The sequence below is a fragment of the Streptomyces sp. NPDC058308 genome (assembly GCF_042880275.1).
Taxonomy (GTDB): domain Bacteria; phylum Actinomycetota; class Actinomycetes; order Streptomycetales; family Streptomycetaceae; genus Streptomyces.
The window spans coordinates 316,510-332,919 of record NZ_JBHVZA010000002.1 but is presented as its reverse complement, the minus strand read 5'-3'; the positions used below and the strand labels follow the sequence as shown (position 1 = coordinate 332,919).

The 16,410-nt window shown below is 72.3% G+C and carries 21 protein-coding genes; 20 read left to right on the top strand and 1 reads right to left on the bottom strand.

The annotated features are described in order from the left end of the window. The first annotated feature begins 202 nt into the window (after positions 1 to 202). From hisD to ACFVYL_RS04060, 10 genes are all read left to right on the top strand, one after another. On the top strand, positions 203 to 1,534 hold the full coding sequence (hisD, locus tag ACFVYL_RS04105; RefSeq protein ID WP_389712743.1) for a histidinol dehydrogenase: 1,332 nt from the start codon (positions 203 to 205) through the stop codon (positions 1,532 to 1,534). Continuing rightward, a complete protein-coding gene (locus ACFVYL_RS04100) occupies positions 1,531 to 2,637 on the top strand; it encodes a histidinol-phosphate transaminase (RefSeq protein WP_389712742.1) in 1,107 nt (368 codons plus the stop codon). Before hisD ends, ACFVYL_RS04100 begins: the two co-directional genes overlap by 4 nt. Further along, positions 2,634 to 3,227, top strand: a complete 594-nt coding sequence (gene hisB / locus ACFVYL_RS04095) for an imidazoleglycerol-phosphate dehydratase HisB (RefSeq protein WP_389712741.1) — start codon at positions 2,634 to 2,636, stop codon at positions 3,225 to 3,227. Before ACFVYL_RS04100 ends, hisB begins: the two co-directional genes overlap by 4 nt. A gap of 4 nt (positions 3,228 to 3,231) precedes the next feature. Beyond that, on the top strand, positions 3,232 to 3,396 hold the full coding sequence (locus ACFVYL_RS04090; RefSeq protein ID WP_249590466.1) for a hypothetical protein: 165 nt from the start codon (positions 3,232 to 3,234) through the stop codon (positions 3,394 to 3,396). A 17-nt stretch (positions 3,397 to 3,413) separates the two neighbouring features. Next, positions 3,414 to 4,055, top strand: coding sequence for an imidazole glycerol phosphate synthase subunit HisH (hisH, locus tag ACFVYL_RS04085; RefSeq protein ID WP_389712740.1), 642 nt, complete (start codon positions 3,414 to 3,416; stop codon positions 4,053 to 4,055). Further along, positions 4,052 to 4,780 carry a bifunctional 1-(5-phosphoribosyl)-5-((5-phosphoribosylamino)methylideneamino)imidazole-4-carboxamide isomerase/phosphoribosylanthranilate isomerase PriA gene (priA, locus tag ACFVYL_RS04080; RefSeq protein WP_389712739.1) on the top strand — a complete coding sequence of 243 codons (729 nt, stop codon included), beginning with the start codon at positions 4,052 to 4,054 and terminating at the stop codon, positions 4,778 to 4,780. Before hisH ends, priA begins: the two co-directional genes overlap by 4 nt. Further along, positions 4,777 to 5,175, top strand: a complete 399-nt coding sequence (locus ACFVYL_RS04075) for a RidA family protein (RefSeq protein WP_389712738.1) — start codon at positions 4,777 to 4,779, stop codon at positions 5,173 to 5,175. Before priA ends, ACFVYL_RS04075 begins: the two co-directional genes overlap by 4 nt. Then, positions 5,172 to 5,927 (top strand): imidazole glycerol phosphate synthase subunit HisF, encoded by a 756-nt coding sequence (gene hisF / locus ACFVYL_RS04070; RefSeq protein WP_389712737.1) that lies wholly within the window; start codon positions 5,172 to 5,174, stop codon positions 5,925 to 5,927. The genes ACFVYL_RS04075 and hisF overlap by 4 nt, the downstream gene beginning before the upstream one ends. A 121-nt stretch (positions 5,928 to 6,048) precedes the next feature. Then, a complete protein-coding gene (locus ACFVYL_RS04065) occupies positions 6,049 to 6,630 on the top strand; it encodes an ArsR/SmtB family transcription factor (protein ID WP_389712736.1) in 582 nt (193 codons plus the stop codon). A 7-nt stretch (positions 6,631 to 6,637) separates the two neighbouring features. Further along, the gene (locus ACFVYL_RS04060; RefSeq protein WP_389712735.1) at positions 6,638 to 7,888 is read left to right on the top strand and encodes an MFS transporter; all 1,251 of its coding nucleotides are present in this window, start codon (positions 6,638 to 6,640) and stop codon (positions 7,886 to 7,888) included. Positions 7,889 to 7,938: 50 nt separating this feature from the next. On the opposite strand, the gene ACFVYL_RS04055 is transcribed toward ACFVYL_RS04060, so the two are convergent. Next, positions 7,939 to 8,574 (bottom strand): TIGR03085 family metal-binding protein, encoded by a 636-nt coding sequence (locus ACFVYL_RS04055; RefSeq protein ID WP_389712734.1) that lies wholly within the window; start codon positions 8,572 to 8,574, stop codon positions 7,939 to 7,941. Between the two features lie 82 nt (positions 8,575 to 8,656). Between ACFVYL_RS04055 and hisI the strand changes: the two genes are divergently transcribed. The 10 genes from hisI (at position 8,657) to ACFVYL_RS04005 (ending at position 16,328) form a co-directional block, all read left to right on the top strand. Beyond that, complete coding sequence (hisI, locus tag ACFVYL_RS04050) at positions 8,657 to 9,052, top strand: phosphoribosyl-AMP cyclohydrolase (protein WP_389712733.1); 396 nt, start codon at positions 8,657 to 8,659, stop codon at positions 9,050 to 9,052. An 11-nt stretch (positions 9,053 to 9,063) separates the two neighbouring features. Beyond that, positions 9,064 to 10,572, top strand: coding sequence for an anthranilate synthase component I (locus ACFVYL_RS04045; protein ID WP_389712732.1), 1,509 nt, complete (start codon positions 9,064 to 9,066; stop codon positions 10,570 to 10,572). A gap of 7 nt (positions 10,573 to 10,579) precedes the next feature. Next, on the top strand, positions 10,580 to 11,227 hold the full coding sequence (locus ACFVYL_RS04040) for a TIGR02234 family membrane protein (protein ID WP_389712731.1): 648 nt from the start codon (positions 10,580 to 10,582) through the stop codon (positions 11,225 to 11,227). Positions 11,228 to 11,336: 109 nt separating this feature from the next. Next, a complete protein-coding gene (locus ACFVYL_RS04035) occupies positions 11,337 to 11,561 on the top strand; it encodes an HGxxPAAW family protein (protein WP_389712730.1) in 225 nt (74 codons plus the stop codon). Positions 11,562 to 11,718: 157 nt separating this feature from the next. Further along, positions 11,719 to 12,144 (top strand): DUF2752 domain-containing protein, encoded by a 426-nt coding sequence (locus ACFVYL_RS04030; protein ID WP_389712729.1) that lies wholly within the window; start codon positions 11,719 to 11,721, stop codon positions 12,142 to 12,144. Positions 12,145 to 12,284: 140 nt separating this feature from the next. Continuing rightward, positions 12,285 to 13,094 (top strand): indole-3-glycerol phosphate synthase TrpC, encoded by an 810-nt coding sequence (gene trpC, locus ACFVYL_RS04025; protein WP_389712728.1) that lies wholly within the window; start codon positions 12,285 to 12,287, stop codon positions 13,092 to 13,094. Between the two features lie 9 nt (positions 13,095 to 13,103). Further along, the gene (gene trpM / locus ACFVYL_RS04020; protein ID WP_389712727.1) at positions 13,104 to 13,250 is read left to right on the top strand and encodes a tryptophan biosynthesis modulator TrpM; all 147 of its coding nucleotides are present in this window, start codon (positions 13,104 to 13,106) and stop codon (positions 13,248 to 13,250) included. Between the two features lie 139 nt (positions 13,251 to 13,389). Continuing rightward, the gene (trpB, locus tag ACFVYL_RS04015; protein ID WP_389712726.1) at positions 13,390 to 14,673 is read left to right on the top strand and encodes a tryptophan synthase subunit beta; all 1,284 of its coding nucleotides are present in this window, start codon (positions 13,390 to 13,392) and stop codon (positions 14,671 to 14,673) included. Further along, positions 14,670 to 15,485, top strand: a complete 816-nt coding sequence (gene trpA / locus ACFVYL_RS04010; RefSeq protein ID WP_389712725.1) for a tryptophan synthase subunit alpha — start codon at positions 14,670 to 14,672, stop codon at positions 15,483 to 15,485. The genes trpB and trpA overlap by 4 nt, the downstream gene beginning before the upstream one ends. 63 nt (positions 15,486 to 15,548) lie before the next feature. Then, positions 15,549 to 16,328 (top strand): DsbA family protein, encoded by a 780-nt coding sequence (locus tag ACFVYL_RS04005; protein WP_389712724.1) that lies wholly within the window; start codon positions 15,549 to 15,551, stop codon positions 16,326 to 16,328. The last annotated feature ends 82 nt before the right edge of the window (positions 16,329 to 16,410 follow it).

Sequence of the window (16,410 nt, the reverse complement as noted above, 5' to 3'; positions counted from 1 at the left end):
CAGCCCGTCCGGCGGATCCCCGGTGCCGGCGTCGTCGACCACTGCTTTCGCCCTCCGATCTGGGTGCACGTCCCTCGCACACCTGTTTCATGCCCGCTCCGTGACCGGCTGAACGCTAGTGGTGAACGCCGTCTTCCGGGGTTCATATCAGCCAGTGATACGGGCGACCGGAGCCGAAAGAAGGTCTGAGAGAATTGGCCATGTGATCTCTCGAATCGATCTGCGCGGCGATGCCCTCACGGAGTTTCCGTCGGGGTCCGCCCTTCGCGCCCTGCTGCCCCGTGCCGACTTCGACGTCGCGGCCGCCCTGGAGAAGGTGCGGCCCATCTGCGAGGACGTGCATCATCGTGGCGACGCGGCGCTGATCGAGTACGCGGAGAAGTTCGACGGCGTGCGCCTGGACCGGGTCCGGGTCCCCGCGGCCGCCCTCACCGAGGCCCTCGCCGGGCTCGACCCGGTCGTGCGCGAGGCCCTGGAGGAGTCGATCCGCCGCGCCCGCGCCGTCCACCGCGAGCAGCGCCGCGCCCCGCACACCACGCAGGTCGCGCCGGGCGGCACGGTCACCGAGAAGTGGGTGCCCGTCGAGCGCGTCGGGCTCTACGCCCCGGGCGGCCGGTCGGTCTACCCCTCGTCCGTGATCATGAACGCGGTCCCGGCGCAGGAAGCGGGCGTCGAGTCGATGGCGCTCGCGTCGCCGCCGCAGGCCGACTTCGGCGGGCTGCCGCACCCGACGATCCTCGCCGCCTGCGCGCTCCTCGGCATCGACGAGGTGTACGCGGTCGGCGGTGCTCAGGCCGTCGCCATGTTCGCGTACGGCACCGAGACCTGCGCCCCGGCCAACATGGTCACGGGCCCCGGCAACATCTGGGTCGCCGCCGCCAAGCGGTACTTCACCGGGCGCATCGGCATCGACACCGAGGCGGGCCCGACCGAGATCGCGGTCCTCGCCGACGACACCGCCGACGCCGCGCACGTCGCCTCCGACCTGATCAGCCAGGCCGAGCACGACCCGCTCGCGGCCGCCGTCCTCGTCACCGACTCCGTGGCCCTGGCCGACGCGGTCGTCAGGGAGCTGGAGCCGCAGGTCGCCGCGACCAAGCACGTCGAGGACCGGATCGTCCCCGCGCTGAACGGCCGCCAGTCCGCGATCGTCCTGGTCGACGGCCTGGCGGAGGGGCTCAAGGTCGTCGACGCGTACGGCGCCGAGCACCTGGAGATCCAGACCGCCGACGCCGCCGCCGTGGCGCAGCTCGTGAAGAACGCGGGCGCGATCTTCGTCGGCCCGTGGTCCCCGGTCTCCCTCGGCGACTACTGCGCGGGCTCCAACCACGTGCTGCCGACCGGCGGCTGCGCCTGCCACTCCTCGGGGCTCAGCGTCCAGTCCTTCCTGCGCGGCATCCACATCGTGGACTACTCCCGCGAGGCCCTCGCGGACGTCGCCCACCACGTGGTGACGCTCGCCGAGGCGGAGGACCTGCCCGCGCACGGCGCGGCCGTCAAAGCGCGGTTCGGGTGGAAGGTGCCCGGCAAGTGACCAACATCGACGACCTTCCCGTACGCGACGAACTGCGCGGCAAGTCCCCCTACGGCGCGCCCCAGCTCGACGTGCCCGTACGCCTGAATACGAACGAGAACCCCTACCCGCTGCCCGAGCCGCTCGTCGAGCGCATCGCCATGCGGGTGCGCGAGGCGGCCCGCGACCTCAACCGCTACCCCGACCGGGACGCGGTCGAGCTGCGCACCGAGCTCGCGCGCTACCTCACCCGCACCGGCGGCCACGAGGTCACCCTCGCCAATGTCTGGGCGGCCAACGGCTCGAACGAAGTCATCCAGCAGCTCCTGCAGACCTTCGGCGGCCCGGGGCGTACGGCCATCGGCTTCGAGCCCTCGTACTCGATGCACGGCCTCATCGCGCGCGGCACCGGCACGGGCTGGATCTCGGGTCCGCGCGGCGAGGACTTCACGATCGACGTCGAAGCGGCGACGAAGACCATCGCCGAGAACCGGCCCGACGTCGTCTTCATCACCACGCCCAACAACCCCACGGGCAACGCCGTCTCCGGCGACACGGTCCTCGCGCTCTACGAAGCCGCGCAGGCCGCGAAGCCCTCGATGGTGGTGGTCGACGAGGCCTACGTCGAGTTCAGCCACGGCGACTCGCTGCTCCCGCTGCTCGAGGGGCGGCCGCACCTCGTCGTCTCGCGCACCATGTCGAAGGCCTTCGGAGCGGCCGGGCTCCGCCTCGGCTACCTCGCCGCCGACCCCGCGGTCGTCGACGCCGTGCAGCTCGTACGCCTGCCGTACCACCTGTCGGCCGTCACCCAGGCCACCGCGCTCGCCGCCCTGGAGCACACCGACACGCTCCTGAAGTACGTGGAGCAGCTGAAGCGGGAGCGCGACCGGCTGGTGAACGAGCTGCGTGCGATCGGCTACGAAGTGACCGACTCCGACGCCAACTTCGTGCAGTTCGGGCGATTCGAAGACGCCCACGCGGTCTGGCAGCGGATCCTCGACCGGGGCGTCCTGGTCCGGGACAACGGGGTACCGGGCTGGCTGCGGGTCTCCGCGGGAACCCCCGACGAAAACGACGCGTTCCTCGATGCGGTACGCGAACTCAAGAAGGAGCAGGGCGCATGAGCCGCGTAGGACGGGTCGAAAGAACCACGAAGGAGACGTCGGTCCTCGTCGAGATCGATCTCGACGGCACGGGCGAGGTGGCGGTATCCACCGGGGTCGGCTTCTACGACCACATGCTCGACCAGCTCGGGCGCCACGGCCTCTTCGACCTCACGGTCAAGACCGAGGGCGACCTGCACATCGACACCCACCACACCATCGAGGACACGGCGCTCGCGCTCGGCGCCGCCTTCAAGCAGGCGCTCGGCGACAAGGTGGGCATCTACCGCTTCGGCAACTGCACGGTCCCGCTCGACGAGTCCCTCGCCCAGGTGACGGTCGACCTGAGCGGCCGCCCGTACCTCGTGCACACCGAGCCCGAGAACATGGCGCCGATGATCGGCTCGTACGACACGACGATGACCCGGCACATCCTGGAGTCCTTCGTCGCGCAGGCGCAGATCGCCCTGCACGTCCACGTGCCGTACGGCCGCAACGCCCACCACATCGTGGAGTGCCAGTTCAAGGCCCTGGCCCGCGCGCTGCGTTACGCCTCCGAGCGCGACCCGCGCGCCGCCGGGATCCTCCCCTCCACGAAGGGCGCGCTGTAAAGCCATGACCGGTCTCAACACCATCCTCATCGTCGTCGGGCTCTTCCTGATCGGCGGCATCATCTCCTTCGTCAAGCAGGGCATGCCGAAGAGCCTCATCACGCTGCTCTCCATCGGAGCCGCGATGTGCCTGGTGGCGGGCATCATGCGGCTCGACTACTGGAACTGACGGGAGGCGTCACCGACATGAGCACTCCCAAGAAGGTCGTCGTCTTCGACTACGGCTTCGGCAACGTCCGTTCCGCCGAGCGTGCCCTCGCGCGCGCGGGCGCCGACGTGGAGATCACCCGCGACTACGACACGGCCATGAACGCCGACGGCCTGCTGGTACCCGGCGTCGGCGCGTTCGCCGCCTGCATGAAGGGGCTCAGGGAGGTGCGCGGCGACTGGATCGTCGGACGGCGTCTCGCCGGCGGGCGCCCGGTCATGGGCATCTGCGTGGGCATGCAGATCCTCTTCGAGCGCGGCATCGAGCACGGCGTCGAGACCGAGGGCCTGGACGAGTGGCCGGGCACGGTCGAGCCGCTGAAGGCCGAGATCGTCCCGCACATGGGCTGGAACACCGTGCAGGCATCCGCCGGGTCGCCGCTCTTCAAGGGCCTCGACGACGACGCCCGCTTCTACTTCGTGCACTCCTACGCCGTGCACGACTGGTCCCTCGAAGTGGCCAACCCCGCGATGCGCGCCCCGTACGTGCACTGGTCCACGCACGGCGAGCCGTTCGTCGCGGCCGTCGAGAACGGGCCCCTGAGCGCCACCCAGTTCCACCCCGAGAAGTCCGGCGACGCCGGCGCCCAGCTCCTCACCAACTGGATCGGAACCCTGTGAGCACCCTCGAACTCCTTCCCGCCGTCGACGTCCGCGACGGCCAGGCCGTACGCCTCGTCCACGGCGAGTCCGGCTCGGAGACCTCCTACGGCTCCCCGCTGGAGGCCGCCCTCGCCTGGCAGCGGTCGGGCGCCGAGTGGCTGCACCTGGTCGACCTGGACGCCGCGTTCGGCACCGGTGACAACCGCGAGCTGATCGCCGAGGTCGCGGGCGCGATGGACATCAAGGTCGAGCTGTCCGGCGGCATCCGCGACGACACCTCGCTGGCCGCCGCCCTCGCCACCGGCTGCACCCGCGTCAACCTCGGCACGGCCGCCCTGGAGACCCCGGAGTGGGTCGCCAAGGTCATCGCCGAGTACGGCGACAGGATCGCGGTCGGCCTCGACGTGCGCGGCACGACGCTGCGCGGCCGCGGCTGGACCCGCGACGGCGGCGACCTCTACGAGACCCTGGAGCGCCTCGACTCCGAGGGCTGCGCGCGGTACGTGGTCACCGACATCGCCAAGGACGGCACGCTGCAGGGCCCGAACCTGGAGCTCCTGCGCAACGTCTGCGCGGCGACGGACCGCCCCGTGGTCGCCTCCGGCGGCGTGAGCAGCCTGGACGACCTGCGCGCCATCGCCGAGCTCGGGCCGCTCGGCGTCGAGGGCTCGATCGTCGGCAAGGCGCTGTACGCCAAGGCCTTCACCCTCGAAGAGGCCCTCGCGGCGGTGGCGTCGTCATGAGTGACGCCGTGCGCAGGGTGGGCTCGGGCGGCCCCTGGGAGGACGCCATCGGCTACTCCCGCGCCGTCGAGCTGCCGAACGGTCTCGTCCTGGTCTCCGGCTGCACGTCCGTGGTGAACGGCGTCATCGACGCGGGCACCCCGTACGAGCAGGCGATCAACGCCTTCCGGACGGCGATCGACGCCCTCAAGAAGCTGGGCCTCGGCCGCGAGCACGTCGTCCGCACCCGCATGTACCTCACCCACGCGCGGGACGTCGAGGAGGTGGGCCGCGCCCACAAGGAGCTCTTCGACGACGTGCGCCCCGCCGCCTCCATGCTGATCGTCTCCGGCTTCATAGACCCCAGCCTGGTCGTCGAGGTCGAGGTCGAGGCCTACCGGGGAGGTGCCGCATGACCCTCGCGGTCCGCGTCATCCCCTGCCTGGACGTCGACAACGGCAGGGTCGTCAAGGGCGTCAACTTCCAGAACCTGCGCGACGCGGGCGACCCCGTCGAGATGGCCAAGGTGTACGACGCCGAGGGCGCCGACGAGCTGACCTTCCTCGACATCACCGCCTCGTCCGGCGACCGCGAGACCACGTACGACGTGGTCCGCCGCACCGCCGAGCAGGTCTTCATCCCGCTCACGGTGGGCGGCGGCGTCCGCACCGCCGAGGACGTCGACAAGCTGCTTCGGGCCGGCGCGGACAAGGTGGGCGTGAACACGGCCGCCATCGCCCGCCCCGAGCTGATCCGCGAGATCGCCGAACGGTTCGGCCGCCAGGTGCTCGTGCTCTCGGTCGACGCGCGGCGCACCCCGTCCGGCTCCTTCGAGGTGACCACCCACGGGGGCCGCAGGTCCGCCGGGATCGACGCCGTCGAATGGGTGCACCGGGCGGCCGAGCTGGGCGCGGGCGAGATCCTCCTCAACTCGATGGACGCCGACGGCACGAAGGACGGCTACGACATCGAGATGATCGAAGCGGTGCGCGAGCACGTCACGGTCCCGGTCATCGCCTCCGGCGGCGCGGGCAGGCTGGAGCACTTCCCGCCGGCCGTCGGGGCGGGCGCGGACGCGGTCCTCGCCGCCTCGGTCTTCCACTTCGGCGATCTGCGGATCGGCGAGGTCAAGGGGACGCTGCGGGAGGCCGGGTACCCGGTCAGGTAGGACGAGTACGACTGTTGCCGCCACGGCCCGCGGGCCGTGGCGGCATTCCGTTGACCAGATGCGAAAGAGAAATTGCGCAACGCATATTGCGCAACTTTCCCTTCGTACCTAGCGTGGAGGCATGGAGAACCGCCGCCGCATCACCGATCTCGGCACCCTCAAGGCCTTCGGGCACCCGCTGCGCATGAAGCTGTACAGCACCCTGCGCGTGGCCGGCCCCGCGACCGCTTCGCAGCTCGCCGCGCAGGTCGACGAGGCCGTCTCGCTGGTCAGCTACCACCTGCGCAAGCTCGCGGAGCACGGCCTCATCGAGGAGGCGCGGGCCCAGCGCGAGGACGGGCGGGAGCGCTGGTGGCGGGCCGCGCAGGACACCCTCAGCTTCCGGCACGAGGACTTCAAGGACTCACCGGAAGGAGCGGCGGCGCACGCGGCCGTCATCCGCGGCCTGATCGCCCACCGCAGGGAGCAGTACGAGACCTACCTCGACCAGCAGGCGGCATGGGGCGAGCAGTGGCGCACGGCGGCGGACCAGTCGGACTTCCTCGCCCGGCTGAATCCGGCCGAACTCACCCGCCTCAACGCCGAGATCCACGCACTCATCAAGACGTACGAGGAGCGGGGCAGGGCCGCTGAGGCGGCGGGCGACACCGAGGACCGCGAGAACGTCGCCCTCCACCTGGCCAGCTTCCCCTTCCGGCTCTGAGGGCCCCGTGACCGCCGCGATATCCGCCCCGCCCGCGACCGGCCGCCCCGCCCACCGCGACGGCAACGTCCTGCGCTGGCTGAGCGCCTACACCGCATCCATGGTCGGCGACGGCATCTACTTCATCGCCCTCTCCTGGGCCGCCGCCCGCAGCGGCAGCCCCGGACAGGCGGGCCTTGTCCTCGCCGTCGGAGCCGTCCCCCGCGCCGCCCTGATGCTCGGCGGGGGAGTCGTCGCCGACCGCTTCGGGCCGCGGCGCGTGGTCATCGGGAGCGATGCGGTGCGCTGCGCGGTGATGCTCGCCGCCGCCGTGCTGCTGCTCGTGACCGCGCCCGGGGTCTGGCTCCTCGCCGCCCTCGCGCTGATCTTCGGCTCCGTCGACGCACTCTTCCTGCCGAGCGTCGGCGCGCTGCCACCGCGCCTGACCCGGCGCGGTCAGCTGGGCCGGGTCCAGGGCATGCGCGCGCTCGCCCAGCGGGTCGCCACGGTGGTCGCGGCGCCCCTGGGCGGCCTCGCGGTGGCGCTCGGCGGCCCGGCGGGCGCGTTCGGTGCCGCGGGCGCGCTGTTCGCCCTCTCCCTGGTGCTGCTGACGGCCGTACGCCTGCGCCCGCTGCCCGCCGCGGCGGAGGCGGAGGCGGTGCGCGGTGGCCCGCCCTGCCGCCCACTGGCCGACGGGCTGCGGTACATCCGCGGCCACCGCGTGCTCGCCCCGCTGACCCTCGTGTCGGCGGTCCTGGAGCTCGGCTTCGCGGGCCCCGCCAACATCGGCCTGGTGCTGCTCGCCGACGAGCGCGGCTGGGGCGCCACCGGCATGGGGTGGATCGTCGCGGGCTTCGGCACCGGCGCGGGGCTCTCCGCGCTGCTGCTCGCCGTGCGCGGGCGGATACCGCGGGCCGGGGCGGTACAGGCCCTGGGCGTCATGGCCGGCGCGGTCGCCCTGGCCGGGATCGGCTACGCGCCCTCGGTGGCGACGGCCACCGCCGCCGGGCTCTGCGCCGGCCTGTGCACCGGGCTCGGCGGCGCCCTGATCGGCGCCCTGACGCAGACCGTCACGGACCCCGCCTACCTGGGCCGCGTCACCTCCGTGGCCGGCCTGTTCAGCCTGGGCGTGGCCCCGCTCTGCTACCCGGCTGTCGGCGCCGCGATCGGCGCGTGGGGCGTCGAACCGGTGTACACGGCCTGCGCGGCGCTGAGCGCGGCAGGCGGCGTCGTCGGCCTCTGCTCACGCGCCCTGCGCCGCGCCGAACTCCCGTACTGAGAGGGCGGGTTCGGGGGTCGAACTCCCGTGCTGCGAGGGCGAGGGCGGGTTCAGAGCCCCAGCTGCTTCGTCTCGTGCAGCGTGGCGATCGCCGCCTTGTCGCCCTCGAGATCGACATCGGCGGCGTCCTGCCGGTTGTACGCGAACATCAGCAGCTCCGAAGGCTCGCCGGTCACCGTCACCACCGGCGTACCCCGGTGCGCCACCGCCGTCCGGCCGTCCGGGCGGCGCAGGACCAGGCCCACCGGCGCCTTGCGGCCCACCAGACGGGCCGTGCGCTCAAGGCGGGACCACAGGGTCTCCGCGAAGACCGGGTCGAGCTCGCGCGGCGTCCAGCCGGGCCGCGCGCGGCGCACGTCCTCGGTGTGGATGTAGAACTCGACGACGTTCGACGCCTCGTCGATCTGCTTGAGCGAGAAGGGCGAGAACCTCGGCGGCCCCGTTCTGATGAGCTGGATCAGCTCGTCGTACGGCTTCGCGGCGAACTCGCCCTGCACCCGCTCCAGGCGCCCCGCAAGCTGCTTGACCAGGAGCCCGCCCGCCGCGTCCGCGCGGCGCTCGCGCACCACGACGTGGGCCGCCAGGTCACGGGTCTTCCAGCCCTCGCACAGGGTGGGCGCCTCGGGGCCCTCCGCCTCCAACAGGTCGGCGAGGAGAAGTCGTTCACGCTTCGCATGGGTCGACATGTCAGCCAGCCTACGGCCGAGCCGCCCTTCCGCCCAGTGGACGGCCGTCGGGAGGCCCGCCGACGGGCGGCACAATGGGCTCATGACCAGCGTCCCGCCGCCCAGCAGCAACCTCGACCCGGAGATCGCCGCGCGCCTCAGGCGCAGCGCCGACGGCCTCGTGCCCGCCATCGCCCAGCAGTACGACACAGGTGAGGTGCTGATGCTCGGCTGGATGGACGACGAGGCGCTGCACCGCACCCTCACCACGGGCCGCTGCACCTACTGGTCCCGCAGCCGCCAGGAGTACTGGGTCAAGGGCGACACCTCCGGGCACTTCCAGTACGTCAAGGAGGTCGCGCTCGACTGCGACGCGGACACCGTCCTCGTCCAGGTCGACCAGGTCGGCGCGGCCTGCCACACCGGCACCCGCACCTGCTTCGACACCGACGTGCTGCCCGTGACGTCCGTGCCCGGCGCGCCCGCGCCCGGTCAGTAGGGTCTGCTGCCATGGATCTCGAGACCTTCCGCAAGCTGGCGGCCGACCGCCGCGTGATCCCCGTCAGCCGCAAGCTCCTCGCGGACGGCGACACCCCCGTGGGCCTCTACCGCAAACTCGCCGCGGAGCGCCCCGGCACCTTCCTCCTGGAGTCCGCGGAGAACGGCCACTCCTGGTCCCGCTACTCCTTCGTGGGCGTCCGCAGCGCCGCCACCCTCACCGTCCGCGACGGCGAGGCCCACTGGCTGGGCACCCCGCCCGTCGGCGTCCCCACCTCCGGCGACCCGCTCGAAGCGCTGCGCGCCACCGTCGGCATACTGCACACCCCGCGCGACGTGGCCGGCGCCGCCGGACTGCCGCCCTTCACCGGCGGCATGGTCGGCTACCTCGGCTACGACATCGTGCGCCGCCTGGAGAAGATCGGCCCCGGCGAACGGGACGACCTGCGCCTGCCCGAGCTGACCATGCTCCTCACCAGCGACCTCGCGGTCCTCGACCACTGGGACGGCTCGGTCCTGCTGATCGCCAACGCGATCAACCACAACGACCTCGACACCGGCGTCGACGAGGCCTACGCCGACGCCGTGGCCCGCCTCGACGTCATGGAGGCCGACCTCTCCCGGCCCGTCTCGCAGCCCCCCGCCGCCCTGCCGCCCTCCGAGCTCCCCGAGTACACCGCCCTGTGGGGCGGCCCCCAGTACCAGGACGCCGTCGAGGACATCAAGGAGCGCATCCGGGCCGGCGAGGCCTTCCAGGTGGTGCCCTCGCAGCGGTTCGAGACGCCGTGCACGGCGAGCGCGCTCGACGTCTACCGCGTGCTGCGGGCCACCAACCCCTCGCCGTACATGTACCTGTTCCGCTTCGACGGGTTCGACGTCGCGGGTTCCAGCCCCGAGGCCCTCGTCAAGGTCGAGGACGGGCGCGCCATGGTCCATCCCATCGCCGGGACCCGGCACCGCGGCGCCACCCCGCAGGAGGACCAGGCGCTCGCCGAGGAACTGCTCGCCGACCCCAAGGAGCGCGCCGAGCACCTGATGCTCGTCGACCTGGGCCGCAACGACCTGGGCCGGGTCTGCGAACCCGGCTCGGTCGAGGTCGTCGACTTCATGTCGATCGAGAAGTACTCCCACGTCATGCACATCGTGTCGACGGTCACCGGCCGGGTCGCCGACGACCGCACCGCCTTCGACGTGCTCACCGCGTGTTTCCCCGCGGGCACCCTCTCGGGCGCGCCCAAGCCCCGCGCGATGCAGATCATCGACGAGCTGGAGCCGTCCCGCCGCGGCCTGTACGGCGGCTGCGTCGGCTACCTCGACTTCGCGGGCGACTCCGACACCGCCATCGCCATCCGCACCGCCCTGCTCCGCGACGGCACGGCATACGTGCAGGCGGGAGCCGGGGTCGTCGCCGACTCCGATCCCGTCGCCGAGGACACCGAGTGCCGCAACAAGGCCGCCGCGGTGCTGCGCGCCGTCCACACGGCGAACCGGCTGCACGACAGTCCGGGCCGTGAGGGATAGTGGACAGGTGACTTCTGCCGTACCTCCGCCCCGTACCGAGGCCGATGCCGAGAGCCCGGCCCAGCGCAGCAGCAGGCGCAGTATCGCCGCCGCGCTGCTGCTCGGCGCCGTCGGCGCCGCCCTCGCGCTGCTCGCGTCCCGCCAGGACTGGGCCCACGGCACCGCGTCGGTGGCCGGTGGCGAGCTGCCGCTTTCCGCAAGGGGCAGCGACGTGACGGGCGTGCCCGCGGCCCTCGCGATAGTGGGCCTCGCCGCCCTGGTCGCGGTCTTCGCGGTCCGCCGCGCCGGACGCTTCCTGGTCTCCCTGCTGCTCACGCTGAGCGGCGCCGGCATCGTGGCCGCGGCCCTGCTCGGCGCCGACGACAGCGGCGCGCTCGACGAGAAGGCCGCGACGGCCGCCGGCAACACCGCGGCCACCGTCGGCGACCTGAGCCACACCGGCTGGCCCTACGCCGCGGCCGCCGCGGGGGTGCTGCTCATGCTCGCGGGGCTGCTCGCGCTCACGTACGGCCGCTCGTGGCCCGCCATGTCGGGGCGCTACGAACGCGACGGCACCCCGAGCCCCCGCAAGGCACGCCGGGCCGTCGACCCGGAGCGGCCCGAGGAGCTGTGGAAGGCCCTCGACCGCGGCGAGGACCCGACGCGCGGAACATGACCCCCCGCGCTCGGGGCACCCGTGTGAGTACGGGACAATGTGACCGAGCGTCGGACACGTGGCGGGGTTCCCACCCACCGCCACGCACAGAGCAACGAGGAGCACATCAATGGCGGGCAGCCACGGACACACCCCGGCCGCTTGGACCGGTTCCATCATCGCCTTCATCGGCTTCTGCGTCGCGGGTGCCTTCATGGTGATGGCCAACGTCCCCGGCTTCTGGGCCGGCATGGCCGTCATCGCCATCGGCGGCCTCGTGGGCGGTGCCATGCGCATGGCGGGCCTGGGCTCGGAGAAGCGCCCGCCGCGCCGGGCCGTGAGCTCCGAGAGCTGACCTCGACGTACGACAAGAGGCGGACCGGCGGGTGCCGGGGCCGCCTCTTTCGTATGCCGGGCCCTTTTCGTGTGCCGGGCTCTTTTTCGTGCGTCCGGGTCCGGGCGCACGGCCGGGCCGCCGGGCGACGCGCCCGGGCGCGCGGCAGAATGCACGGGTGACCGCCGAACCCGGGAGCGCCGCGCCCGCCGTCCTGACCCGCCTGCTCGTACCGGCCGGTCTGCTCGCCTCGGTCGCGGCCGCCTTCGCCTACGTCGGCGCCGTCGACCCGAACGAGCCCGGCCACTATCCCGCCTGCCCCCTGCTGCGGCTCACCGGCGTCTACTGCCCGGGCTGCGGCGGCCTGCGCAGCGCCCACGCCTTCATCCACGGTGACTTCGCGGCGGCCCTCGGCGCCAACGCGCTCGCCGTCGCCGGGTACGTGCTCTTCGCCGCGCTGTGGACCGTATGGGTGGTCAGGACGGTGCGCGGGCGGCCCGTGCGGATCGAGCTGGGACCGGTGCAGCTGTGGGGAGCGGGCCTTCTGGCAGCGATCTTCACCCTCGTCCGCAATCTGCCGTTCGGGTCATGGCTGCATCCCTGAAACCGCAGGCCGCAGGGGTGAGAGCTGTCCAGGTCGTGGGACGGGCGTCAACCGGATGCGGGGGCTTCGCCCTCCTGCGGATACCATCGCAGTGACCAGCTTGAACGTCAGCTCAACCGTCAGGGAAGGGGGCCGCTCGCGTGAGTGTGCTCGACGAGATCATCGACGGAGTCCGTGCCGACCTCGCGGAGCGGCAGGCGCGCGTCAGCCTCGACGAGCTCAAGGAGCGCGCGGCCAAGGCTCCCGCGGTCAAGGACGGCGCCGCGGCCCTGCGCGGCGACGGCGTCAAGGTCATCTGCGAGGTGAAGCGCTCCAGCCCCTCCAAGGGCGCGCTCGCCGCGATCGCCGACCCGGCAGGCCTCGCCGCCGACTACGAGGCGGGCGGCGCCGCCGTCATCTCCGTGCTCACCGAGGAGCGTCGCTTCGGCGGCTCGCTCGCCGACCTGGAGGCCGTCCGGGCCAAGGTCGACATCCCGGTGCTCCGCAAGGACTTCATCGTCACCTCCTACCAGCTGTGGGAGGCCAGGGCGTACGGCGCCGACCTCGCCCTGCTGATCGTGGCCGCCCTGGAGCAGCCCGCCCTGGAGTCCCTCATCGAGCGCGCCGAATCGATCGGCCTCACACCGATCGTCGAGGTGCACGACGAGGACGAGGCCGAGCGCGCCGTGGACGCGGGCGCCCGGGTCATCGGTGTCAACAACCGCGACCTCAAGACCCTCAAGGTCGACCGCTCCACCTTCGAGCGCATCGCGCCGGAGCTCCCGGACGACGTCGTCAAGATCGCCGAGTCCGGCGTGCGCGGGCCGCACGACCTGATCGCCTTCGCCAACGCGGGCGCCGACGCGGTGCTCGTGGGCGAGTCCCTGGTCACCGGGCGCGACCCGAAGGCCGCGGTCTCCGACCTCGTCGCCGCGGGCACGCACCCGGCGCTCCGGCACGGACGGAGCTGACCCCACCCGATGTCCGCCTTCGCCCGCCTCGCACCCGGCTGCCGCCCCCGCGGCTGCCGGGCGCCCGCGCGGCGCGTGCGGGGCAGGCGGGTGCGGTACCACATCGGTGCGGAGCCGGGCCAGATCCCCGGGATGCGATGGCAGGGCGGCGCCTGAGCTGAAGAGCCCTCGCGCCGTTGCCGGCCAGGGTTTCATCGCGACCGCGGCCCGTCGTGGGCTTGTCGCGCAGTTCCCCGCGCCCCTGAAGGGGCGCGCAAGCACCCGCCGTCATCGCCAGTTCTGACAAGGATCTGCCATGCCCAGCGAATACTTCATCCCCGACCCGGAGGGTCACATCCCCAGCGCCGAGGGGTACTTCGGCGCCTACGGCGGGAAATTCATCCCGGAGGCCCTCGTCGCCGCCGTGGACGAGGTCGCCGTCGAGTACGAGAAGGCCAAGAGCGACCCCGCCTTCGCCGCCGAGCTGGACGACCTGCTCGTCAACTACACCGGCCGCCCCAGCAGCCTCACCGAGGTCCCCCGGTTCGCCGAGCACGCCGGCGGCGCCCGCGTCTTCCTCAAGCGCGAGGACCTCAACCACACCGGCTCGCACAAGATCAACAACGTGCTCGGCCAGGCCTTGCTCACCAGGCGCATGGGCAAGACCCGTGTCATCGCCGAGACCGGCGCGGGCCAGCACGGCGTCGCGACGGCCACCGCGTGCGCGCTCTTCGGCCTCGAATGCACCATCTACATGGGCGAGATCGACACCGAGCGCCAGGCCCTGAACGTGGCGCGGATGCGGATGCTCGGCGCCGAGGTCGTCGCAGTGAAGTCCGGCAGCCGCACCCTCAAGGACGCCATCAACGAGGCGTTCCGCGACTGGGTCGCCAATGTGGACCGCACCCACTACCTGTTCGGCACCGTCGCGGGCCCGCACCCCTTCCCCGCCATGGTCCGCGACTTCCACCGCGTCATCGGCGTCGAGGCCAGGCGGCAGATCCTGGAGCGCGCCGGACGCCTGCCCGACGCCGCCGTCGCCTGCGTCGGCGGCGGCTCCAACGCCATCGGTCTCTTCCACGCCTTCATCCCGGACGCGGACGTCCGCCTCATCGGCTGCGAGCCCGCCGGGCACGGCGTCGAGACCGGCGAGCACGCGGCCACGCTGACCGCGGGCGAGCCCGGCATCCTGCACGGCTCGCGCTCCTACGTCCTCCAGGACGAGGAGGGCCAGATCACCGAGCCCTACTCGATCTCCGCCGGACTCGACTATCCCGGCATCGGCCCCGAGCACGCCTACCTCAAGGACAGCGGCCGCGGCGAGTACCGCGCGGTCACCGACGACGCCGCCATGCAGGCCCTGCGCCTGCTCTCGCGCACCGAGGGCATCATCCCGGCCATCGAGAGCGCCCACGCCCTCGCCGGGGCGCTCGACGTCGGCAAGGAGCTCGGCAAGGACGGCCTGATCGTCGTCAACCTCTCCGGGCGGGGCGACAAGGACATGGACACGGCCGCGCGCTACTTCGGCCTGTACGACACGGACGCCGCCGTCGAGGCGGACGCGGCGGCCACCGCGGAGATCGAGGGGGACGCCAAGTGAGCGGCAACATCCGGCTGTTGGAAGACACCCTGGCGGGCGCGAAGGCCGAGGGCCGTGCCGCCCTCATCGCCTACCTGCCCGCGGGTTTCCCGACCGTCGACGGCGGCATCGCGGCGGTCAAGGCCGTCTTCGACGGCGGCGCCGACGTGGTCGAGGTCGGCCTGCCGCACTCCGACCCGGTGCTCGACGGCCCGGTCATCCAGACCGCCGACGACATCGCGCTGCGCGGCGGCCTCAAGATCCGCGACGTCATGCGCACCGTCCGCGAGGCCTTCGAGGCGACCGGCAAACCGGTGCTCGTCATGACGTACTGGAACCCGATCGACCGCTACGGCGTGGAGCGCTTCACCGCCGAGCTCGCCGAGGCGGGCGGCGCGGGCTGCATCCTGCCCGACCTGCCCGTCCAGGAGTCCGCGCTCTGGCGGGAGCACGCCGACAAGCACGGTCTCGCGACCGTCTTCGTCGTCGCGCCGAGCAGCAAGGACGAGCGGCTCGCCACCATCACGGCGGCGGGCTCCGGCTTCGTCTACGCGGCGTCGCTGATGGGCGTCACGGGCACCCGCGAGTCCGTCGGCGAGCAGGCGCAGGACCTGGTGCGGCGCACCAAGGCCACCACCGAACTGCCGGTCTGCGTCGGCCTCGGCGTCTCCAGCGCCCGCCAGGCCGCCGAGGTCGCGGGATTCGCCGACGGAGTGATCGTCGGCTCCGCCTTCGTGCAGCGGATGCTGGACGCCCCGGACGAGGCCGCGGGCCTGGCCGCCGTGCGCGCCCTCGCCGGTGATCTCGCGAACGGCGTACGCGGCAAGGCGTAACCCGTACGGGTGGACATCGGACCGGGGAGGCACGCTCGTGCCTCCCCGGTTCGTTTGCGGGGTGTGAGCGAGAAGAACCGTGAGGGAAAACGATCGGCCCGCGACCGGATGGCCGAAGAGCGAGAGCGGCAGAAGGCCCGCGACAAGCAGCGCAGGGCGCTGGTCGTGGGTGCCGCGGTGGTCGGCGTCCTCGGACTCGCCGCCGTGGTGGGGCTGCTCGCCGCCAATTCCGGCGATGACAAGAGCGACAAGGCGGGCCCGGTGGTCGCGCCCAAGGGGGCGGGCGACAAGGACGGGCCGACGATCCCCGTCGGCAAGGACAGCGCCAAGTCGACCCTCACCGTCTGGGAGGACTTCCGCTGCCCGGCCTGCAAGGGATTCGAGGACGGTTATCGCTCGACGATCCATGAGCTCACCGACAAGGGCGGGCTCAAGGTCGAGTACCACCTGGCCACGCTCATCGACGGGAACATGGGCGGCAGCGGCTCCAAGCGCGCGGCCAATGCCGCGGCCTGCGCTCAGGACGCGGGCAAGTTCCCGCCGTACCACGACGTGCTCTTCAAGAACCAGCCCGCCGAGACCGACGACGCGTTCAGCAAGAACGGCAAGCTGATCGAGCTCGCCGGGCAGGTCGACGGCCTGGACACCGATTCCTTCAAGAAGTGCGTCGAGGACGGCAGGCACGACAGCTGGGTCGACAAGTCCAACAAGGCGTTCCAGGACGCGAAGCTGCGGGGCACGCCCACGGTGCGGCTCGACGGCAAGGACATCTTCGCGGACCAGAACAACCCGCTGTCGCCGCAGAAGCTGAAGCAGAAGGTGGAAGAGGCGAACCGGAGCTGACCTCCGGCGGGCGCGGGGGCGGTGGTCCTGTTATGGATACGTAGCCGGACCGGTTGCCGCCCCCGACGCCCGGCACGGTAGC

What these genes read in the sequence shown, in the direction of transcription:
- hisB (WP_389712741.1), top strand. Translation starts at nt 2,634, where the DNA reads ATGAGCCGCGTAGGACGGGTCGAAAGAACCACGAAGGAGACGTCGGTC.
- ACFVYL_RS04090 (WP_249590466.1), top strand. Translation starts at nt 3,232, where the DNA reads ATGACCGGTCTCAACACCATCCTCATCGTCGTCGGGCTCTTCCTGATC.
- hisH (WP_389712740.1), top strand. Translation starts at nt 3,414, where the DNA reads ATGAGCACTCCCAAGAAGGTCGTCGTCTTCGACTACGGCTTCGGCAAC.
- ACFVYL_RS04075 (WP_389712738.1), top strand. Translation starts at nt 4,777, where the DNA reads ATGAGTGACGCCGTGCGCAGGGTGGGCTCGGGCGGCCCCTGGGAGGAC.
- hisF (WP_389712737.1), top strand. Translation starts at nt 5,172, where the DNA reads ATGACCCTCGCGGTCCGCGTCATCCCCTGCCTGGACGTCGACAACGGC.
- ACFVYL_RS04065 (WP_389712736.1), top strand. Translation starts at nt 6,049, where the DNA reads ATGGAGAACCGCCGCCGCATCACCGATCTCGGCACCCTCAAGGCCTTC.
- ACFVYL_RS04055 (WP_389712734.1), bottom strand. Translation starts at nt 8,574, where the DNA reads ATGTCGACCCATGCGAAGCGTGAACGACTTCTCCTCGCCGACCTGTTG.
- hisI (WP_389712733.1), top strand. Translation starts at nt 8,657, where the DNA reads ATGACCAGCGTCCCGCCGCCCAGCAGCAACCTCGACCCGGAGATCGCC.
- ACFVYL_RS04045 (WP_389712732.1), top strand. Translation starts at nt 9,064, where the DNA reads ATGGATCTCGAGACCTTCCGCAAGCTGGCGGCCGACCGCCGCGTGATC.
- ACFVYL_RS04035 (WP_389712730.1), top strand. Translation starts at nt 11,337, where the DNA reads ATGGCGGGCAGCCACGGACACACCCCGGCCGCTTGGACCGGTTCCATC.
- trpM (WP_389712727.1), top strand. Translation starts at nt 13,104, where the DNA reads ATGTCCGCCTTCGCCCGCCTCGCACCCGGCTGCCGCCCCCGCGGCTGC.
- trpB (WP_389712726.1), top strand. Translation starts at nt 13,390, where the DNA reads ATGCCCAGCGAATACTTCATCCCCGACCCGGAGGGTCACATCCCCAGC.